Raw genomic sequence first — 17,283 nt, forward strand, 5'->3', positions numbered from 1 at the left:
ACGTTGCGTTTCCGGGCGAGAAGCGGGAAAGGATCGGCATGCAAGGCAAGCGCAAGGGCCGCGACTTCATCGCCCGTCACGGCGAAACGGTATTCAACATCGCGCAGCGCATGCAGGGGGATCACCCGCATACGCCGCTCACCCGCGCCGGCTTCGCCCAGGCGGATGCGATAGGAGCGGCGCTCCGGACGATCCTCGGGCCCAAGCCCAAGTTGACGATGTGGTCTTCGACAGCCGGGCGCGCATTGCAGACCCTGGCGATCGTTGCCGAGCATCTCGAGCTCGACTGGCACCAGGCGAGGACCGACGACCGGCTGATCGAGATCGGCATGGGCGCGTGGAGCGGGCGCTATTATGGCGAGCTTCGCGCCGAGGAAGGCGAGTTCCTCGACCTGGCGCACGGATTGTACACCCGCCCGCCACCGGGGGGCGAGTGGTATGACGCGATCGCGACGCGGGTATCGTTCTGGGCCGCGGACACCGGCGACGACCTCGGCGATCGGCTGGTGATCATGCACGGCATGTCGAGCCGGATATTGCGCGGGGTGCTGGCCGGACGCGACGTAGTGCCGCAATTCGATGCTCCGGTCGCGCCGGACCTGCCGCAAGGATCGGTGGTGCTGATCGAAGGCGGCGTTGAGACGGTGGCACATAGGGGCACCGGCAGGGGAGCGGCGCCGGCATGATCCTGCTGGCGCTGGTTCTGGCGTTCGGCGGCCGCGACGCGTTGGGCGTCTATGAAGGGTGGGGGGCGTTTCGCGACGCATCGCCGCTGCGCTGCTTCGCGATCGCGCGGCCGGTGCAGCGCGGGAGCGGGGCGTTCGCCAGCATCGGCAGCTGGCCGCGCGCCGGGGCACGCAACCAGATCCACCTTCGGCTGAGCCGCCCGCGCCGGGCCGATGCCCGCGTGACGCTGTCGATCGGCGAGCGGCGCTTCGAGCTGCGCGCCGGCCCGCTGGATGCCTGGGCGCCCGATGCGCGCACCGATGCCGCGGTGGTCGGGGCGATGCGCGAGGGGCGGAGCATGAGCGTGGAGACGGTCGGTGCCGAAGGGCGTCCGTTCGCCGACACCTATTCGCTGAAGGGCGCGGCGACGGCGATCGATGCCGCGGCGCTGGGGTGCGTGCGGTATTAGCGTAGCCGTTGCGGTTCGTAGCTTGATCCTCCCCCTGGCGGGGGGAGGAGGCGCCGAAGGTGTCGGAGCGGGAGGTGGGCTACTCGCTGGTGGTTGGCGTCCTCCCCCTCCGTCATTCCCTGCTGGCGCGGGGACTGCCACCTCCCCCTGGCGGAGGAGGATATGAGGGTGCTGCCTTGGGACCGCGGCTTACGGCGTCGGGGTCTCGTCGCCGGTGATGGCGTGGATGCGCTTGGCCAGCGCGGGGTTGGCCTGCATTGCCTGGGTGATCTGGTCGAAGCGCGCGGAGGTCAGTCCGGTGGCCTTGATGACGTTGGCGGCGCGGCGGTTCCGGTCGGCGTCGCTGCCGGTCTTGTCGGCGCGAATATTGCGGATCGAGGATTCAGCCGAGGCGTATTGCTCGACTTCGGTGTCGCTCACGGTTGCCGCCGCCCGGGACAAAGGAGGGCGCGCCGCTTCGGTCGGCGCGGTGCCGGCGGAGGCGGGTATCGGCGTGGTCTGCGTGAGTGATGTCTGGGCGCCGAGCAGTGCGGCACCGACGATCAAGGATTGGATAAGCATGGCACTTACTCCAACGATGTTTCTCCTGGAACGACTGTACCACCAGCGGGGCTCGGACGGAAGCGCGGCGCCTGAAGCAGAATGATTCGTGTGACGAACGCGCGCGCCGCGCCGGGTGTGGAAATTCCGTGCGAAATCGCTTATATGGCTGCGCATGCAGACAGTGTCGGCCGCCCCCATGCCTATCCCCGGGCACATCGATCCCGTGCCCGTACCGCGCGCCAAGGCGCCGCGCCCGGACGGCAAGACCGACCTGATCGGCCTGTCGAAGGAAGGTATCCGCGCCGCGCTGCTCGACGGGGGCATGGAGCTCAAACAGGCCAAGCTGCGCGCCAAGCAGCTGTGGCACTGGATCTATAATCGCGGCGCGACCGACTTTTCGCACATGACCGACATCGCCAAGGCGCAGCATCCGTGGCTGGCGGAGCGCTTCGTGATCGGACGGCCCGACGTGGTCGAGGCGCAGGTGTCGAACGACGGCACGCGCAAATGGCTGCTGCGCTCGCCCGACGGGCAGGATTACGAGATGGTCTTCATCCCCGATGCCGATCGGGGGACCCTGTGCGTATCGAGCCAGGTGGGCTGCACGCTCAATTGCCGCTTTTGCCACACCGGCACGATGCGGCTGGTGCGCAACCTGACCGCCGGCGAGATCGTCGGCCAGGTGATGCTCGCGCGCGACTCGCTGGGCGAATGGCCGAGCCAGCCCGAGGGGCGGATGCTCACCAACATCGTGATGATGGGCATGGGCGAGCCGCTGTACAATTTCGAAGAGGTCAAGACCGGGCTCCAGATCGTCATGGACGGCGACGGCCTGGCGCTCAGCAAGCGGCGGATCACGCTTTCGACCAGCGGCGTGGTGCCGATGATGGCGCGTGCGGGCGAAGAGATCGGCGTCAATTTGGCGGTGTCGCTCCACGCGGTGACCAAGGACGTGCGCGACGAGATCGTGCCGCTCAACAAGAAATACGGCATCGAAGAGCTGCTGCAGGCGTGCGCGGACTATCCGGGCGCCAACAATGCCCGGCGGATCACGTTCGAATATGTGATGCTGAAGGACAAGAACGACAGCGATGCCGACGCGCACGAGCTGGTCCGGCTGCTCAAGAAGTACAAGCTGCCCGCCAAGGTGAACCTGATCCCGTTCAACCCCTGGCCTGGCGCGGCGTACGAGTGTTCGACGCCCGATCGCATTCGCTCTTTCTCGAACATCGTGTTCGAGGGCGGGATCTCGGCGCCGGTGCGTACCCCGCGCGGGCGCGACATCGACGCGGCGTGCGGCCAGCTCAAGACCGCGGCCGAGAAGAAGAGTCGCGCGCAGATGGACCGCGAGGCCGAGGAAAAGATGGCGGCGCTGGGCTGAGCGCTCAGCCCAGCCCGAAGGCGAACGGCAGGAGCATGCTGAGCGCGACGGCGTAGAACAAGTCGATCCAGACGATCCGCAGCGCGTTCACGGCTTTGAGCAGCCAGGCGAACAATTGGGCGAGGGTGGCGACGATGCTGGAGGCGCCGCGCCGCTCCTCGGCATGCAGGACGAACGCCTCGGCATCGTGATTGCTGGGAAAGGCGTGCATCCCGATGGAGATGCCGATCCAGAACAGGAATATCGAGACCGCCGAGACATCCGAATCGTCGAGGATGATCAGGGGGATCACCGCTGCGAAGGTGAGCAGCATGCAGAGCAGCGAATTGACGATCAGCGGCCCGGCGCTGATCAGCAGCGCCGAGCGCAGCGTCGGCGGCGGACCGTGGACGACATAGCCGGCCGGATTGCCGCGAAACCGGAAATAGGAAACCTCGTAGACCGGCACGCCGGTGAGGTGACAGAACAGGCGATGCGCGATCTCGTGGACGATGACGCCGGGAAAGGTGATCGCCGAGAACAGCCAGCCGGGTAGAAAGAGCATCACCGCTTCTCCCGAACGAACTGCGCGCGATATTCGGACGGCATGACCGGTTCGAGCCTGTTCCACTCCGCTTCCTGGAGCGAGAGCCCGGCGAGCAGCACCATGCCGTCGGGATCGTTACCGGACTCGGCGTCGGCGAACACGGCATGCGCCATGCCGATCCGCGCCGCCTTCGATCCGGGCATTTGGGTGAGCAGCGAGGTATAGACCCTCTCCGCGCCGGTATAGTCGGTGGCCGCGTCGAGCCGCTCGGCCCGGGCGAGTTCGTGGGCTAGCGCGATATGCCGGGGCAGCGAGAGCAGCGAATAGCCGAACGCGACCAGTATCAGGATAGCGAAGGCGACGACCCACCAGGGATAGCTTGTGGCGCTGAGCGCGGGCGCGTCCTCATACGGCTCGGCTTGCGAAAGCGTGTCGGTCATCATTTGCCCCCCGCGCCCCTGCGGCTCGACAAGACTTGTCCGCGATGTTGCATCGATTTGCAACTATGGGCTGCAGGATTTCAAGGAGGGAACAAGTATCGTTCCGGCACGCCGGACTTGTTCGGGGGTTTCGCGGCCTTGCGGCACAGAAGAAGAAGCGGGATCCCGGCTCAAGGCCGGGGTGACTAGGGGGAAGCGAGAACTTGTTTGGGTTCTCCGGTTAGGGCCTCCCTGCAATACCGTTGCCGGCATTGCGTTCAGACCCTAAGCCGCGCCGATGGCCGATCTCGCTACCGCCGCAATGCTCGGCCTGTTGCTTGCCGCCGGTGCGGGGTTCCTGGGCGGCGCGATGAATGCGCTGGCGGGCGGCGGAACCTTCGCGACGCTGCCGGCGCTGATCGCGCTCGGGTTGCCGGCCAACGTCGCCAACGCGACGTCCAATGTCGCGCTGCTGCCCGGGGCGGGCGCGAGCGCCTGGTCGTTTCGCAAGGAGCTGGAACCGCTGGGCGGCGTCGGCGTGCGGGCGCTGGCGGCGATCACCTTTGCCGGTGGGCTGGTTGGCAGCCTGTTGCTGGTGGTGACGCCGAGCCGGGCATTCGATCTCATTATTCCGTGGCTGTTGCTGATCGCTTTCGTGGCGATCGCGTTCGGCGCGCCGGCGTCGCGCTGGCTGGAGGCGCGCGTGACGATCGGGCGCGCGACGCTGGTCGTCGTCCAGGCGATGCTCGGCGTCTATGGCGGCTATTTCGGTGGGGGCGTGGGGATCATGACCACGGCGACCTACGGGTTGCTGGCGGGGATGAACCCCCGTGCGATGTTCGCGCCGCGCACGCTGATGCTCGCGGTGGCCAATTTCGCCGCCGCATTCGTGTTCATCGGCTTCGGGCTCGTGCACTGGGTGCTAGCGGTGCCGATGCTGGTGGGTTCGGTGCTGGGTGGCTGGCTCGGGGCCCGGCTAGGCAAGCGCTTGCCGCACCGGCTGGTGTGGTGGTGGACGCTGGCGGTGACGGGCGTCACGACCGTGGTCTTCGTCGTGCGGGCTTATGGTTGATTTCAGGTCGGACGCGGCATCTGAAACAGCGCGTCCTGCGTGATCTCGAAATAGTCGGCGGGACCGCCGCCGCGCAGGATCGGGCGGGCGCGGGCGGTCTGGTAGACGCCGTCTTCCAGCATCGCGCGGTCGATATGCGCGCAGACCACTTCGCCGAGCACCAGCCATTGCTCGATCGCGGTGCCTTCCTTGGTCTCCAGCTGGACGATCTGGGTGACCTTGCATTCGAACTGGACCGGGCTGCCCGCGACGCGCGCGGGCTTTACGAGCGTCGATGGGAGGGTTTCGAGACCGGCCAGCGCGAACTCGTCGACATCGTGCGGCACCGTCGCAGAGCTGGCGTTCATCGCCTCGGCCTGGCCGCGCGTCGCCAGGTTCCAGACGAACTCGCCGGTGGTGCGGGCATTCTCGACGCTGTCCTTCCACCCCTGCGACGAGAAGCCGATCAGCGGCGGCACATAGGCGAAGGCGTTGAAGAAGCTGTACGGCGCCAGGTTGCGCACGCCGCCTGCCGACACCGTGCTGACCCAGCCGATCGGCCGCGGCGCGACGATCGCGTTCAGGGGATTGTGCTTGAGGCCGTGGCCCTTCGCAGGTTCGTAGGAGTGATAGTCGGTCATCGGTGACCATGTGGCGGCGCCGCGCGAGCAGGCAAGGGGTGCAGGGCGCGGCTTCGGCTGCTATTGCCCGGCGATGGATGCCGACTCCCCCACCGCGCCGGTGCGCGTGTATCGCCACCGGCTGTTTACGCGCCTGTGGCACTGGGTGAACGCCATAGCGGTGATCGTGCTGATCGGCAGCGGGCTGATGATCTTCAACGCGCATCCGCGGCTTTATTGGGGGCAGTATGGCGCGAACTTCGACGCTGCCTGGCTGGAGCTGCCGCGCTGGCCGGGCTGGGTGACGCTGCCGTCGCGCTACAGCCTGTCGGGGGCGCGGCACTGGCATCTGGCGTTCGCGCTGGTGCTGGCGTTCGGGCTGCTGATGTACATGGTCTGGGGGCTGATCAACCGCCACATCCAGCGCGATCTGCGCATTCGCCGGCGCGACCTCACGCCTGCCGCGCTGTCCACCGACCTGAAGGCGCACTGGGCGCTGCGCTTCCACGACCCGCACGATCCGCGCGCGTACAACATCTTCCAGAAGCTCAGCTATGTCGGCGTGATCTTCGTGCTGATGCCGCTGCTGGTGCTGAGCGGGCTGGCGCTGGCGCCGGGCATGTGGCCGTGGCTGATCGACCTGTTCGGCGGGCGGCAATCGGCGCGCTCGGTGCACTTCATCGCGATGGGTGCGATGACATTGTTCGTCGTCGTGCACCTGACGCTGGTGATCCTGGCCGGGCCGGTCAACGAACTGCGATCGATGATCACCGGCTGGTGGCGCACCCCCGAGGAGGACCATTCGTGATCACACGGCGCAACCTGCTGGTAACCGGCGGCGCGGTGATGCTCGCCGGGTGCGACCGCTGGAGCGACAGCCCGGCGCTGCTGAGCGCCGAGGACGCGCACCGCTTCCTCCAGCGCTCGGTTACCGGCCGTGCGGCGCTGGCCCGCGAATATCGCACCGACCAGATGAGTCCGGTGTTCCGCACCAACGGCACCAATCGGCCGAACACGCCCGAATATAACGCGCTGGCGGCGAACCGCTTCGCCAACTGGCGGCTGCCGGTGACCGGGCTGGTGCGGCGGCCGCTGACCCTGAGCCTCACCCAGCTCCAGGCGCTGCCGCAGCGCGCGCAGATCACGCGCCACGATTGCGTCGAGGGGTGGAGCGCGATCGGCAAGTGGCAGGGGCCGCGGCTCGAGTCGGTGCTCCAGCTTGCCGGGCTGCGCGAGGGCGCGCGCTATGTCGTCTTCCACTGCGCCGACCGCTTCGGGGCGGACGCCTATTACGAATCCATCGACCTGATCGACGCCTTTCACCCGCAGACGCTGCTCGCCTGGGCGATGAACGACCGGTATCTCGATGTCGGGCACGGCGCGCCGCTGCGGCTGCGGGTCGAGCGGCAGCTGGGCTACAAGCAGGCCAAGTACATCATGGGCGTCGAGGTGGTCGCCTCGCTGGCCGGGATCGGCGGCGGCAAGGGGGGCTATTGGGAAGATAGCAACGGCTACGAATGGTATGCCGGCATCTGACTGCGTTGTTGCAGTGCGGGACATCCTTGCGGATAAAGTGGGGACATGAAAAGCTGCTTCGGGTTCGTGCAATGGCTTTGATCGACCGCTTCTTCACTCGCGCCGTCAAGCGCGGCCAACTCACCATCCTTCGGGACGATGGCAGTTCCCGAACCTTTGGTCAGCCCGACGCGGAGCTGAAACCGGTGACGATCCGGTTCAAGCCAGGTGCCGAGCGGCAGATCCTGCGCGACCCCAGCCTAGGCGCGGCCGAGGCGTTCATGGACGGCACGCTGATCGTCGAGCATGGCGATATCCTCGACCTGCTGATGCTGATCACCGAGAATAATCGCTGGGAGGAAGGCCGCGCGGCGTTGGATCCCAAGCCGCTCCAGCGGCTGGTCGGCAAGGCGGCGCATTGGCTGGGGCGGCGCAACATGGCGCGCAGTGCCAAGCGCAACGTCGCGCATCATTACGACCTGTCGGCGACGCTGTACGACCTGTTCCTCGACAAGGATCGGCAATATAGCTGCGCCTACTTCACCGATCCGAGCAACGGCCTTGAACAGGCGCAGGCCGACAAGAAGGCGCACATCGTCGCCAAGCTTGCGATCGAGCCGGGCATGCGGGTGCTCGACATCGGCTGCGGCTGGGGTGGGATGGCGCTCTACATCCACGAGAAGACCGGCGCCGAGGTGCTAGGCATCACCCTGTCCGAAGAGCAGCTCAAGGTGGCGCGCGAACGTGCCGAGGCGACGGGGGTGGCCGACAAGGTCAAGTTCGAGCTGATCGACTATCGCGCGCTGACCGGCCAGTTCGATCGCATCGTCTCGGTCGGCATGTTCGAGCATGTCGGCACGCCGCAATACCGCACCTTCTTTGCCAAGGTGCGCGAGCTGCTGACGCCCGAGGGCGTGATGCTGCTCCACACGATCGGGCGCGCGGGCGGGCCGGGATATACCGATGCGTTCACGCTGAAATACATCTTCCCGGGCGGCTACATTCCGGCGCTATCCGAGATCGCGCAAGGATATGAGGGGCTCAAGATGTTCGCCACCGACATCGAGGTGCTGCGGCTCCATTATGCCTATACGCTCAAGGCCTGGTACGAGCGGACGGTGGCAGCGCGGGACGACATCGTCGCGCTGTATGACGAGCGCTTCTACCGGATGTGGACCTTCTATCTCGCGGGATGCTTCGTCAGCTTCTGGAATGGCGGGCTGGTGAACTACCAGCTGCAGTTCTCGCGCTCGCGGCGCGCGCTGCCGATCACGCGCGACTATATGGCGCAGGCCGAGCAGGCGTTGCGCGAGGATATGGACGCGCCGCAGCTCCGCCTTGCCTGATCTTGCATGGGCCTAATGGTTGCACGGGGGGGCAGGGAACCCTAGAGCGCGCCGATTCATACTAGCCCCGGAGTCGCTGCCCCATGTCCGATCAGATCAACCGTGTCGTCCTTGCCTATTCGGGCGGGCTGGACACCAGCGTGATCCTGAAGTGGCTGCAGCAGGAATATAAGTGCGAGGTGGTGACCTTCACCGCCGACCTGGGCCAGGGCGAAGAGCTGGAGCCGGCACGCAAGAAGGCGGAGATGGCCGGGGTCAAGCCCGAGCACATCTTCATCGACGATCTGCGCGAGGAGTTCGTCCGCGACTTCGTGTTCCCGATGATGCGCGCCAACGCGCTCTACGAGGGCACCTATCTGCTCGGCACGTCGATCGCGCGGCCGCTGATCGCCAAGCGTCAGATCGAGATTGCCAAGATGGTCGGCGCCGACGCGGTCAGCCACGGCGCGACCGGCAAGGGCAACGACCAGGTCCGCTTCGAGCTAGGCTATTACGCACTGAACCCGGACATCAAGGTCATCGCGCCGTGGCGCGAATGGGACCTGACCAGCCGCACCAGGCTGATCGAATTCGCCGAGCAGCACCAGATCCCGGTGGCCAAGGACAAGCGCGGCGAATCGCCCTTCTCGACCGACGCCAATCTTCTTCACACCTCGAGCGAGGGCAAGGTGCTCGAGGATCCGTGGGAGGAAGTGCCGGACTATGTCTATTCGCGCACGGTGAACCCCGAGGACGCGCCCGACGCGCCGGAGACGATCACCATCGATTTCGAGCGCGGCGACGGCGTTGCGCTGAATGGCGAGGCGATGAGCCCGGCGACGCTGCTGACCGCGCTCAACGAGCTTGGCCGCAAGCACGGCATCGGCCGGCTCGACCTGGTCGAGAACCGCTTCGTCGGCATGAAGTCGCGCGGCATGTACGAGACCCCGGGCGGCACGATCTATCACGCCGCGCATCGCGGAATCGAGCAGATCACCCTGGATCGCGGCGCCGCGCACCTCAAGGACGAACTGGCGCCGCGTTATGCCGAGCTGATCTACAACGGCTTCTGGTTTGCCCCCGAGCGCGAGATGCTCCAGGCGGCGATCGACCACAGCCAGGAAAAGGTGACCGGCACGGTGCGGCTCAAGCTCTACAAGGGCCAGGCGACCGTCACCGGGCGCAAGTCGCCCTACAGCCTGTATTCGGAAAAGGTCGTGACCTTCGAGGATGACCAGGGCGCGTACGACCAGCGCGACGCGGCGGGCTTCATCAAGTTGAACGCGCTGCGGCTGCGATTGCTGGGGCGGCGCGAGGGCTGATCTTGGCTAACCCGGGATTAACCCTGTTGGGTTAGCCCGGGTACATGACGCAGCGCGCTCCTTCCACGTTCGTGCGCGACGCTGCGCTGGCGTTGCTGCTCGCAGCGGTACTCGGCGCCGCGTGGACGATCCGCGATTGGAGCGACCTCGGCGCACTCCGGCTGCCGGATACCGATGATGCCGTCCGCCTGCTTCAGGTGCGCGACTGGCTGGCCGGGCAGGCGTTCGGAGATGTGACACAGGCGCGGATCGGTATACCGCCCGGGCTGGCGATGCACTGGACCCGGGCCGCCGATCTGGGGCCCGCGGCGCTGATCGCGCTGCTCGGCCCATTGATCGGAGGGCATGCGGCGACCGTGACGGCGGTGACGCTCTGGCCGATCACGTTGTTTGCGGTCGCACTGGCCCTGACCGGTTCGATTTCACGGGCGCTCGGCAGTGCGGCGGCAACCGCGATGGCGGTCGCGGCGCTCGCATATCCGGCCACGACCTTGTTCCTGCCCGGCCGGATCGATCATCACGGCTTGCAAATCGTGCTGCTGTTGGCGCTCGTCCGCGCCGTACTTGGGACCGGGAAGATCGCCACCGGGGCACTGGGTGGCGCTGCGACGGCGCTGTCGATCGCCGTCGGCTTGGAAACGGCGCCGCTGCTCGCGGTTGGGGGATTGGCCATCACAGCGGAGTGGTGGCACGGCCGCGCAGGCGCCAGGGAGCGGATGACCGGGTACGCTGCCGCGTTGGCGCTCGGTCTCGCCGGCGCTGCCTTGCTCTTCCGCACCTCGGCGTGGTCCTACCCGGCCTGTGACGGCTTCACCGCGACGGCCTGGCGCGCCGCGCAGGCACTATCCCTCGGCCCGCTGGCACTCGCCGCCGCAAGCCCCTTGTTGCGGACCCGCGCGGCTCGCTCCGCTGCGGTTCTGCTGGTCGCCATGGCGGGGTTGGCCGTCCTGTGGTTGCTCGGGCAGCGGTGCGCCGATCCATATGGCTCGGTCGACCCGCTCGTCCGCCGGCTGTGGCTCGCGCATGTGGGTGAGGCGCGGCCATTGTTGGAGGCACCGGTAGCCGATGCGATCGGCTATGCCGGCCTGATGACCGTGGGAGTCGTCGCGACCCTGTGGCAGGCGATACGTACGCGTGCGGCGGGCTGGGTTGTGCTGCTGGCGTTCCAGCTGGGGGCGCTGGCAATTACCCTGGTGCAGCTGCGCGGCGCCTATGCAGGCGCGCAGCTCGCGGCTCCGGCGCTCGCCGCCACGATCGCGGTTGCCAGAAGCCGGGGCGTGGTCGCGCTGGCCGCCAGTTGGCTCGCCAGCGCCGGCTTCGTGTATCCGCTGGCCGGGTCGATCGCCGCACCCGCAGCCGGGCCGCCATCGGGAATGGAGAATTGTACGTCGCCTGGCGAACTCGCCCGTCTTGCCAAGCTTCCTGGAGGGACGGCGATGACGTCGATCGACATCGGCGCGTTCGCGGTCGTGGCTACGCCGCACCGGCTGGTGGCGGCCCCTTATCACCGCAACATGGCCGGCAACGCGGCGATGTACCGCTTCTTTCTGTCGGAGCCGTCCGCGTCGGAGGCGATCGCCCGCCAGCTAAAAATCGATTATGTGGTGTCCTGCCCTTCCGACTTCGCCGAGTTGGGCCGCAGCGCCGGTGTTGATACGCTGGCGCGGCAATTGCAAGTTGGGCATGCGCCCGCGTGGCTGGCGCCGGTCGGGGGACCGGGGCCGCTACGGATATACAGGGTTACCCGTTGACCGGGAGGGGGACATGATGGCGATCGCTGCTACCGGCTTGCGCGGTATTCGACGCGAGGAGGCAGGCCGCCTCTGGGCGTGGCTGGCCTGCTGGGTGTTGTTGCCCAATGCCGGTTTCTGGCTGATGTGGATCGTCGGCGCACCGCCGCGTCTGTCCGAGATCGTTGCCACTGGCGTCACCGGCCTGGTCGTCCGCAGCCAGCGTTACTCCGTCAAGTTCGCCGCGTTCCTGCTGGTACTCGCTTATTCGGTGCTGGCGTACATCGCCGGCATGTTCAATCTGGCGATCGGATCGCTGCTGAGTTCGATCGAGTTCATGGTCGAGATGCGTCCGGCGAGCTCGATCGAATATCTGTTCCTCGGACTCGGCCTGGTCTTCACGATCGTGGCTGCGACGCGCTTGCTGCGCAGCCGTACTGACTTCACCGAGCTTTGGGCGGTGCTCACCGCCGTAGCGGTTGTCGTCGCGGCGGCGGGTCTCGACTATGCGATGTCGTTCGGCACCCGCGGCGCCTATAAGCGCAGCGCGCCGCATGGTGCCCTGTTCGCGTCGGCCGTGGCACAGAGCGGCTTCGCGTCGCACGCTGACGGCAAGCGCAACCTGGTGTTGATCATGGTGGAGTCGATGGGGCTCCCGAACGATCCGGCAGTTCGCGAACTGCTGGTCAGCCGGTGGAAGCGGCCCGACATCGCCGCGCGCTATGCGTTGACGCAAGGATCGACGCCCTATTTCGGCTCCACCACCAGCGGTGAGATTCGCGAACTGTGCGCGCGCTGGGGTGACTATGGTGATCTGGTCGAGCGGCGCGACGACGCATGTCTTCCAGCCAAACTTCACGCCGCCGGGTATCGTACCTCTGCGATTCACAGCTTCGACGGGAGCTTCTTCGACCGTGACCGTTGGTACCCCAATATCGGCTTTGAGCGGGCGACGTTTCGGGATCCCCTGATCGCGGCGGGCGCTGCGAAGTGCCCGGGCGTGTTTCCCGGCGCCTGCGACCGCGACGTGCCCGCGATCCTCGCGCGGCAGCTTCGCGAGGGTGGCAAGCCGCAATTCGTGTACTGGCTCACCGTCAACTCGCATCTGCCGGTGCCCACCGATGCCGCGCTCGATACCCGGCGATGCCCGCGCGCCGCGTTCCCGGCCGTCGCCGAGTTCGAGATGATCTGCCGGCAGTTCCAGCTGTGGCAGCAGCTTGACGATCGGCTTGCCGCGGCGATCACCCGCGACGATTTTCCCGCTACCGACATACTGATCGTCGGCGATCACATGCCGCCTTATTTCGACCGGCGGCAACGGACCGCGTTCGATCCCGAGCGCGTCCCCTGGATCCTGCTACGGCGGAGGTCCTAGGGTGGACGGGCCATCTAGCTCCGTGACCTGGTGGCAGACGCGCTGGTACGTGGCGGCATGCATGGTGCTGCTCGTCCTGCCGCTGCTGTGGCCTGCTCTTCCGCCGTTGATGGACCTTCCGGGGCATGTCGGGCGCTATCATATCGCCGACGCGATCGGGCGGTCGGCCGACCTGCAGCGGCATTGGGCCTTCCGCTGGGCGCTGCTCGGCAACCTCGGCGTCGACCTGGCCGTGTTCCCGTTCGGCAAGCTGATCGGCGTGGAGGCGGCGACCAAGCTGGTGGTGATTGCGATCCCGCTGCTCTGGGGGTGGGGCGTGGTGCGGCTGTCGCGGGTCGTGCATGGCCGGCTGACACCCGCCGCGCCGGTCGCGTTCGCGCTGGTCTATTCCTACTCCTTCCAGGCCGGGTTCGTGAATTTCGTGCTGGCGTCGGCGCTGGTGCTGCACGCGCTGGCCTGGTGGATCGCGCTGGGGCGGCAAGGGCGGCTGTGGCTGCGCACGGGCGTGTTCGTGCCGGTGTCCTGCCTGCTCTGGCTGTGCCACAGCTTCGGATGGGGGATGTTCGGGCTGTTCGCCTTCGCCGCCGAGGCGGCCCGGTTGCGGCGCGGCGGCGTGGGACTGGTCCGGGCGCTCGTCAATGCGGTGCCGCCAGCGTTGTTCCTGGCGCTGCCCGCCCTGCTGGTCCGCGCTCCAGGAGTGAGTCTCGACCCCGAATGGTCCGGGCAGGCGAAGCTGGTCTGGGCGGCGGGGCTGTTCCGCGACCGGTGGCAGGCGTTCGATGTGCTCTCGGCGCTGTTCGTCTTCGGCTTCGCGGTGGTGCTGCTGCGGCAGGCCAGGGGCCGAAGCCTGGGCGAATTGGGCGCAGCGGCGCTGATCGGGTTCCTGGCGTTCCTTGCTTTGCCGCGGGTGATGCTCGGCGGATCCTATGTCGACATGCGGATGCTGGCGCCGGCGGTGGCGCTGGTGCTGATCGCCGTGCCGGCGCGCGGCGCATGGGTCGCGGCGGTGGCTACCGGGTTCTTCGCCGTCCGGATCGCGGCGGCCACGGCCAGCCTGTTCCTCTATGGCGAAACCCAGCGCGAGGCGGCGGACGCGATACCGCATATTCCGCGGGGAAGCGCGGTGCTGTCGCTGGTGGCCGAACCCTGTGACTGGGCGAGTACGCGGCTGCCGCATATCGCCGGGCTCGGCGTTGCGCGCGCCGACATCTTCACCAACGAACAATGGAGCATCGCGGGGCAGCAATTGCTCCGCGCGCGGCATCCAGACGCCGGCTGGTTCCGCAGCGATCCGTCGCAGCTGATCTACTCCGCGGGCTGCACCTATCGCCCGATGACGGTGGACGGCGCGTTGCGCAGCTTTCCCCGGGGTGTTTTCACGCATGTCTGGACGGTTGGAATGCCGGCAAATCCCCGGCTTTATCCGGATCTGGAGCTCGTCTGGTCGAACCGGCTGTCGGCGGTGTACCGAGTCCGCTTGAAACCTTCGCCCCTGCTCCCCTAAAGCGGCGCGATGAACAGGGGCGACGCGTTGCATTGGTGGCAGACACGGTGGTTCGTGGCTCTGTGCACGCTCATGGCGATCGTGCCGCTGCTATGGCCCGACATTCCGCCACTGGTCGACCTGCCGGGCCATATGGGCCGGTACCGGGTTCAGTTCGACTATGACCATGTCCCGTGGCTGAGCGAATGGTACAATTTCCAGTGGAGCCTGATGGGCAATCTGGGGGTCGACCTGCTCATCATCCCGCTGAACAAGCTGTTCGGCCTGGAACTCGCGGTCAAGCTGATCATCATCACCATTCCGGCGATGACCGTCGCAGGGCTGCTGATGATCGCGCGCGAAGTGCATGGCCGCATCCCGGCGACCGCGCTGTTCGCGCTGCCGCTGTCCTATTCCTTCCCGATCCATTTCGGCTTCGTGAACTTCGCGCTGTCGATGGCGCTGGCGCTGATCGCGTTCGGATGGTGGCTGCGGCTGGCGCGGCTGGGGCATCTGAAGCTGCGTGCATTGCTGTTCGTGCCGATTTCCGCGACGATCTGGGTCACCCATACTTTCGGCTGGGGGACGCTCGGCGTGCTGGCCTTCTCCGCCGAGCTCGTGCGACAGCACGACCTGGCGCGGGGGCAGGGCTTTGTCGAGCGCTGGCTCAAGCCATGGTTCTGGGCGGGCATCCACTGCCTGGTGCTGGCGCCGCCGGCGCTGCTGATGGTGCTGTGGCGCAGCGGCGGGCACGTGACGGGGCAGACCGCGAACTGGTTCAACTGGCGCGCCAAGACCTTGTGGGTAGTACAGGTGTTCCGCGACCGCTGGCAGCTGTTCGACCTCGCCTCGCTGGGCGTGCTGTTCCTGCTGATGTTCAAGGCCATCCGCGATCCGAACATCCAATATTCGCGCAACCTGACGCTGTCGGCGCTGTTCCTGCTGGCGGTGTATCTGCTGCTGCCGCGGATCGTGTTCGGATCGGCCTATGCCGACATGCGGCTGGTGCCGTTCATGCTGGCGATCGCAATCATCGGCATCCGGCCCAAGGGGCTGTCGATGCGCGGCGCGGCGGTGGTGGCGGCGATCGGCATGGCGTTCTTCACTGCGCGCATGGCGGCCACGACGGCCAGCTTCTTCCTGTACGACCGCGAATATGACCGCGAGCTGAAGGCGCTCGACCATCTGCCGCGCGGCGCCCGGCTGGTCACCTTCGTCGGTGAGACCTGCTACAACGAATGGCGGATGACGCGCGTCCAGCACCTTCCCGGGCTCGCGCTGGAGCGCAAGCTTGCCTATGCTAACGACCAATGGTCGATGGCGGGCGGGCAGCTACTTACGGTGCGCTATGCCGCGGCCGAGCGCTTTGCGCATGACCCCTCGGAGCTGGTGACCGACGTGCAGTGCCCGCGCGAATGGTGGCGGCCGATACCCTGGGCGCTGGCGCGCTTCCCGCGCGATGCGTTCGACTATGTCTGGCTGATCCGGCCGCCCGCCTATGATCCGCGGTTCGAGCAGGGGCTGGTGCCGGTGTGGCGGGACGGAACGAGCGCGCTGTTCCGGATCGATCATAGCGTTCCGGCGCCCGTGGTGCGTCCGGGCGAGCTGCCGGTGCCGCGCTCCGAACGGGACATCATGCTGAGCGACGGCCGCGCGCCGGGCAGCGGCGTGGCCACCCCCAGCCCGGTGCGCTAGCCGCCGCGCCGGAACGGCGTCAGCTCGCCGAGATACTCCTGTTCCTGCGCGATCGCCTGCTTCTCGCGCTCCAGATAGTCGGCGACCGCGCGGCGAAAGGCCGGGTCGGGGATATAGTGGGCCGACCAGGTGGTGACCGGCACATAGCCGCGGGCAAGCTTGTGCTCGCCCTGCGCGCCTGCCTCGACGCGGGCCAGGCCGCGGGCGATGGCGGCATCGATCGCCTGATAGTAACAGAGTTCGAAATGGAGAAAGGGGACGTGCTCGGTCGCGCCCCAATAGCGGCCGTATAGCGCGTCGCTGCCGATGAGGTTCAGTGCGCCCGCGATCGGCGTGCCGTCGCGCTCGGCGACGATCAGCAGGACCTTGTCGCCCATCGCCTCGCCCAACATCGAGAAGAAGGCGCGGGTGAGATAGGGACGGCCCCATTTGCGCGAGCCGGTGTCCTGGTAGAATTCCCAGAATGCGTCCCAGTACAGCTCGGTGATCTCCGCACCGGCCAAATGGCGGATGGTGAGGCCCTCGACCGCCTGGGCGCGCTCCTTACGGATGGCCTTGCGCTTGCGGCTGGAGAGCGCATCGAGGAAACCGTCGAAGCCGGTATAGCCCTGGTTCTGCCAATGGAACTGCGTACCGGCACGCAACAGCCATCCGGCGCGTTCGAATGCCGGCAGTTGGCCGTCGGCAAGGAAGGTGACATGGGCGGAGGATAGTCCGTTCTGGTCGGTTACCGCCTCGATCGCGGCGATCAACGGCGCGGCAAGGCTTTCGTCGCGCAGCAGCAGGCGCGGGCCGGGAACCGGGGTAAACGGCGCGGCGATCTGCAGCTTGGGATAATACTCACCGCCGGCGCGCTCCCAGGCATCGGCCCAGGCATGGTCGAAGACATATTCGCCCTGGCTATGCGCCTTCACATAGGCAGGGGCGATCGCAGCGGGGGCGCCGTTCGGACCATCGATCACGATCGGCAGCGGCTGCCAGCCCGCGCGCGCGTTCGCCGAGCCCGAACGCTCGAGCGTGGACAGGAAGGCGTGCGACACGAAGGGATTGCCGGTGCCGGCGCAGGCGTCCCATTCCTCCGCAGAGAGGGACTGGACGCCGGGAGCGATGCGGGCGGTGATCGGCTGGGCACTCACTGTCCTCCAGATAGGCGCGGGACGCGC

The 17,283-nt window shown here is 67.2% G+C and carries 17 protein-coding genes; 12 read left to right on the top strand and 5 right to left on the bottom strand.

The window, feature by feature from the left end; translation table 11 throughout:
- The first annotated feature begins 38 nt into the window (after positions 1-38).
- Positions 39-686, top strand: a complete 648-nt coding sequence (locus LZ586_RS13820) for a histidine phosphatase family protein (protein ID WP_235076861.1) — start codon at positions 39-41, stop codon at positions 684-686.
- A complete protein-coding gene (locus LZ586_RS13825; RefSeq protein ID WP_235076862.1) occupies positions 683-1,135 on the top strand; it encodes an invasion associated locus B family protein in 453 nt (150 codons plus the stop codon). Before LZ586_RS13820 ends, LZ586_RS13825 begins: the two co-directional genes overlap by 4 nt.
- A gap of 189 nt (positions 1,136-1,324) precedes the next feature.
- Here LZ586_RS13825 and LZ586_RS13830 read toward each other — a convergent pair whose 3' ends face one another.
- Positions 1,325-1,696: a DUF4168 domain-containing protein gene (locus LZ586_RS13830; protein WP_235076863.1), complete on the bottom strand. Its 372-nt coding sequence runs from the start codon at positions 1,694-1,696 to the stop codon at positions 1,325-1,327.
- 178 nt (positions 1,697-1,874) lie between these two features.
- On the opposite strand from LZ586_RS13830, the gene rlmN reads away from it, so the two are divergent.
- Positions 1,875-3,059 (top strand): 23S rRNA (adenine(2503)-C(2))-methyltransferase RlmN, encoded by a 1,185-nt coding sequence (rlmN, locus tag LZ586_RS13835; protein ID WP_235076864.1) that lies wholly within the window; start codon positions 1,875-1,877, stop codon positions 3,057-3,059.
- 4 nt (positions 3,060-3,063) lie between these two features.
- On the opposite strand, the gene LZ586_RS13840 is transcribed toward rlmN, so the two are convergent.
- Both LZ586_RS13840 and LZ586_RS13845 read right to left on the bottom strand, forming a co-directional pair.
- Positions 3,064-3,603 (bottom strand): metalloprotease family protein, encoded by a 540-nt coding sequence (locus LZ586_RS13840; RefSeq protein ID WP_235076865.1) that lies wholly within the window; start codon positions 3,601-3,603, stop codon positions 3,064-3,066.
- On the bottom strand, positions 3,603-4,028 hold the full coding sequence (locus tag LZ586_RS13845) for a hypothetical protein (protein ID WP_235076866.1): 426 nt from the start codon (positions 4,026-4,028) through the stop codon (positions 3,603-3,605). The genes LZ586_RS13840 and LZ586_RS13845 overlap by 1 nt, the downstream gene beginning before the upstream one ends.
- Positions 4,029-4,302: 274 nt before the next feature.
- Here LZ586_RS13845 and LZ586_RS13850 point away from each other — a divergent pair, with 274 nt between their 5' ends.
- Positions 4,303-5,076 (top strand): sulfite exporter TauE/SafE family protein, encoded by a 774-nt coding sequence (locus LZ586_RS13850; RefSeq protein WP_235076867.1) that lies wholly within the window; start codon positions 4,303-4,305, stop codon positions 5,074-5,076.
- A gap of 2 nt (positions 5,077-5,078) precedes the next feature.
- Here LZ586_RS13850 and LZ586_RS13855 read toward each other — a convergent pair whose 3' ends face one another.
- Positions 5,079-5,696 carry a flavin reductase family protein gene (locus tag LZ586_RS13855; RefSeq protein ID WP_235076868.1) on the bottom strand — a complete coding sequence of 206 codons (618 nt, stop codon included), beginning with the start codon at positions 5,694-5,696 and terminating at the stop codon, positions 5,079-5,081.
- Positions 5,697-5,769: 73 nt separating this feature from the next.
- Between LZ586_RS13855 and LZ586_RS13860 the strand changes: the two genes are divergently transcribed.
- From LZ586_RS13860 to LZ586_RS13895, 8 genes are all read left to right on the top strand, one after another.
- Positions 5,770-6,483 (top strand): cytochrome b/b6 domain-containing protein, encoded by a 714-nt coding sequence (locus LZ586_RS13860; protein ID WP_235076869.1) that lies wholly within the window; start codon positions 5,770-5,772, stop codon positions 6,481-6,483.
- Between the two features lie 38 nt (positions 6,484-6,521).
- Positions 6,522-7,211 (top strand): molybdopterin-dependent oxidoreductase, encoded by a 690-nt coding sequence (locus LZ586_RS13865; protein WP_235079817.1) that lies wholly within the window; start codon positions 6,522-6,524, stop codon positions 7,209-7,211.
- 71 nt (positions 7,212-7,282) lie between these two features.
- Positions 7,283-8,536, top strand: coding sequence for an SAM-dependent methyltransferase (locus tag LZ586_RS13870; protein WP_235076870.1), 1,254 nt, complete (start codon positions 7,283-7,285; stop codon positions 8,534-8,536).
- Positions 8,537-8,619: 83 nt separating this feature from the next.
- Positions 8,620-9,837: an argininosuccinate synthase gene (locus tag LZ586_RS13875; RefSeq protein ID WP_235076871.1), complete on the top strand. Its 1,218-nt coding sequence runs from the start codon at positions 8,620-8,622 to the stop codon at positions 9,835-9,837.
- A 44-nt stretch (positions 9,838-9,881) separates the two neighbouring features.
- A complete protein-coding gene (locus LZ586_RS13880; protein ID WP_235076872.1) occupies positions 9,882-11,588 on the top strand; it encodes a hypothetical protein in 1,707 nt (568 codons plus the stop codon).
- A gap of 13 nt (positions 11,589-11,601) precedes the next feature.
- Positions 11,602-12,942 (top strand): sulfatase-like hydrolase/transferase, encoded by a 1,341-nt coding sequence (locus LZ586_RS13885; protein ID WP_235076873.1) that lies wholly within the window; start codon positions 11,602-11,604, stop codon positions 12,940-12,942.
- A gap of 61 nt (positions 12,943-13,003) precedes the next feature.
- Entirely contained in the window at positions 13,004-14,446 is a 1,443-nt protein-coding gene (locus LZ586_RS13890; protein WP_235076874.1) for a hypothetical protein, read from the top strand.
- A 9-nt stretch (positions 14,447-14,455) separates the two neighbouring features.
- The gene (locus LZ586_RS13895; RefSeq protein WP_235076875.1) at positions 14,456-16,120 is read left to right on the top strand and encodes a hypothetical protein; all 1,665 of its coding nucleotides are present in this window, start codon (positions 14,456-14,458) and stop codon (positions 16,118-16,120) included.
- Here LZ586_RS13895 and LZ586_RS13900 read toward each other — a convergent pair.
- The gene (locus tag LZ586_RS13900; protein WP_235076876.1) at positions 16,117-17,256 is read right to left on the bottom strand and encodes a GNAT family N-acetyltransferase; all 1,140 of its coding nucleotides are present in this window, start codon (positions 17,254-17,256) and stop codon (positions 16,117-16,119) included. The genes LZ586_RS13895 and LZ586_RS13900 overlap by 4 nt on opposite strands.
- Between the last annotated feature and the right edge of the window lie 27 nt (positions 17,257-17,283).

Origin of the sequence: Sphingomonas sp. S2-65 (genome assembly GCF_021513175.1) — a bacterium.
Taxonomy (GTDB): Bacteria; Pseudomonadota; Alphaproteobacteria; order Sphingomonadales; family Sphingomonadaceae; genus Sphingomonas.

Bases quoted from the DNA above. Each gene is read 5' to 3' on its own strand.
- LZ586_RS13820 (WP_235076861.1), top strand. From the start codon at position 39: ATGCAAGGCAAGCGCAAGGGCCGCGACTTCATCGCCCGTCACGGCGAA.
- LZ586_RS13825 (WP_235076862.1), top strand. From the start codon at position 683: ATGATCCTGCTGGCGCTGGTTCTGGCGTTCGGCGGCCGCGACGCGTTG.
- LZ586_RS13830 (WP_235076863.1), bottom strand. From the start codon at position 1,696: ATGCTTATCCAATCCTTGATCGTCGGTGCCGCACTGCTCGGCGCCCAG.
- rlmN (WP_235076864.1), top strand. From the start codon at position 1,875: ATGCCTATCCCCGGGCACATCGATCCCGTGCCCGTACCGCGCGCCAAG.
- LZ586_RS13840 (WP_235076865.1), bottom strand. From the start codon at position 3,603: ATGCTCTTTCTACCCGGCTGGCTGTTCTCGGCGATCACCTTTCCCGGC.
- LZ586_RS13845 (WP_235076866.1), bottom strand. From the start codon at position 4,028: ATGATGACCGACACGCTTTCGCAAGCCGAGCCGTATGAGGACGCGCCC.
- LZ586_RS13850 (WP_235076867.1), top strand. From the start codon at position 4,303: ATGGCCGATCTCGCTACCGCCGCAATGCTCGGCCTGTTGCTTGCCGCC.
- LZ586_RS13855 (WP_235076868.1), bottom strand. From the start codon at position 5,696: ATGACCGACTATCACTCCTACGAACCTGCGAAGGGCCACGGCCTCAAG.
- LZ586_RS13860 (WP_235076869.1), top strand. From the start codon at position 5,770: ATGGATGCCGACTCCCCCACCGCGCCGGTGCGCGTGTATCGCCACCGG.
- LZ586_RS13865 (WP_235079817.1), top strand. From the start codon at position 6,522: ATGCTCGCCGGGTGCGACCGCTGGAGCGACAGCCCGGCGCTGCTGAGC.
- LZ586_RS13870 (WP_235076870.1), top strand. From the start codon at position 7,283: ATGGCTTTGATCGACCGCTTCTTCACTCGCGCCGTCAAGCGCGGCCAA.
- LZ586_RS13875 (WP_235076871.1), top strand. From the start codon at position 8,620: ATGTCCGATCAGATCAACCGTGTCGTCCTTGCCTATTCGGGCGGGCTG.
- LZ586_RS13880 (WP_235076872.1), top strand. From the start codon at position 9,882: ATGACGCAGCGCGCTCCTTCCACGTTCGTGCGCGACGCTGCGCTGGCG.
- LZ586_RS13885 (WP_235076873.1), top strand. From the start codon at position 11,602: ATGATGGCGATCGCTGCTACCGGCTTGCGCGGTATTCGACGCGAGGAG.
- LZ586_RS13890 (WP_235076874.1), top strand. From the start codon at position 13,004: ATGGTGCTGCTCGTCCTGCCGCTGCTGTGGCCTGCTCTTCCGCCGTTG.
- LZ586_RS13895 (WP_235076875.1), top strand. From the start codon at position 14,456: ATGAACAGGGGCGACGCGTTGCATTGGTGGCAGACACGGTGGTTCGTG.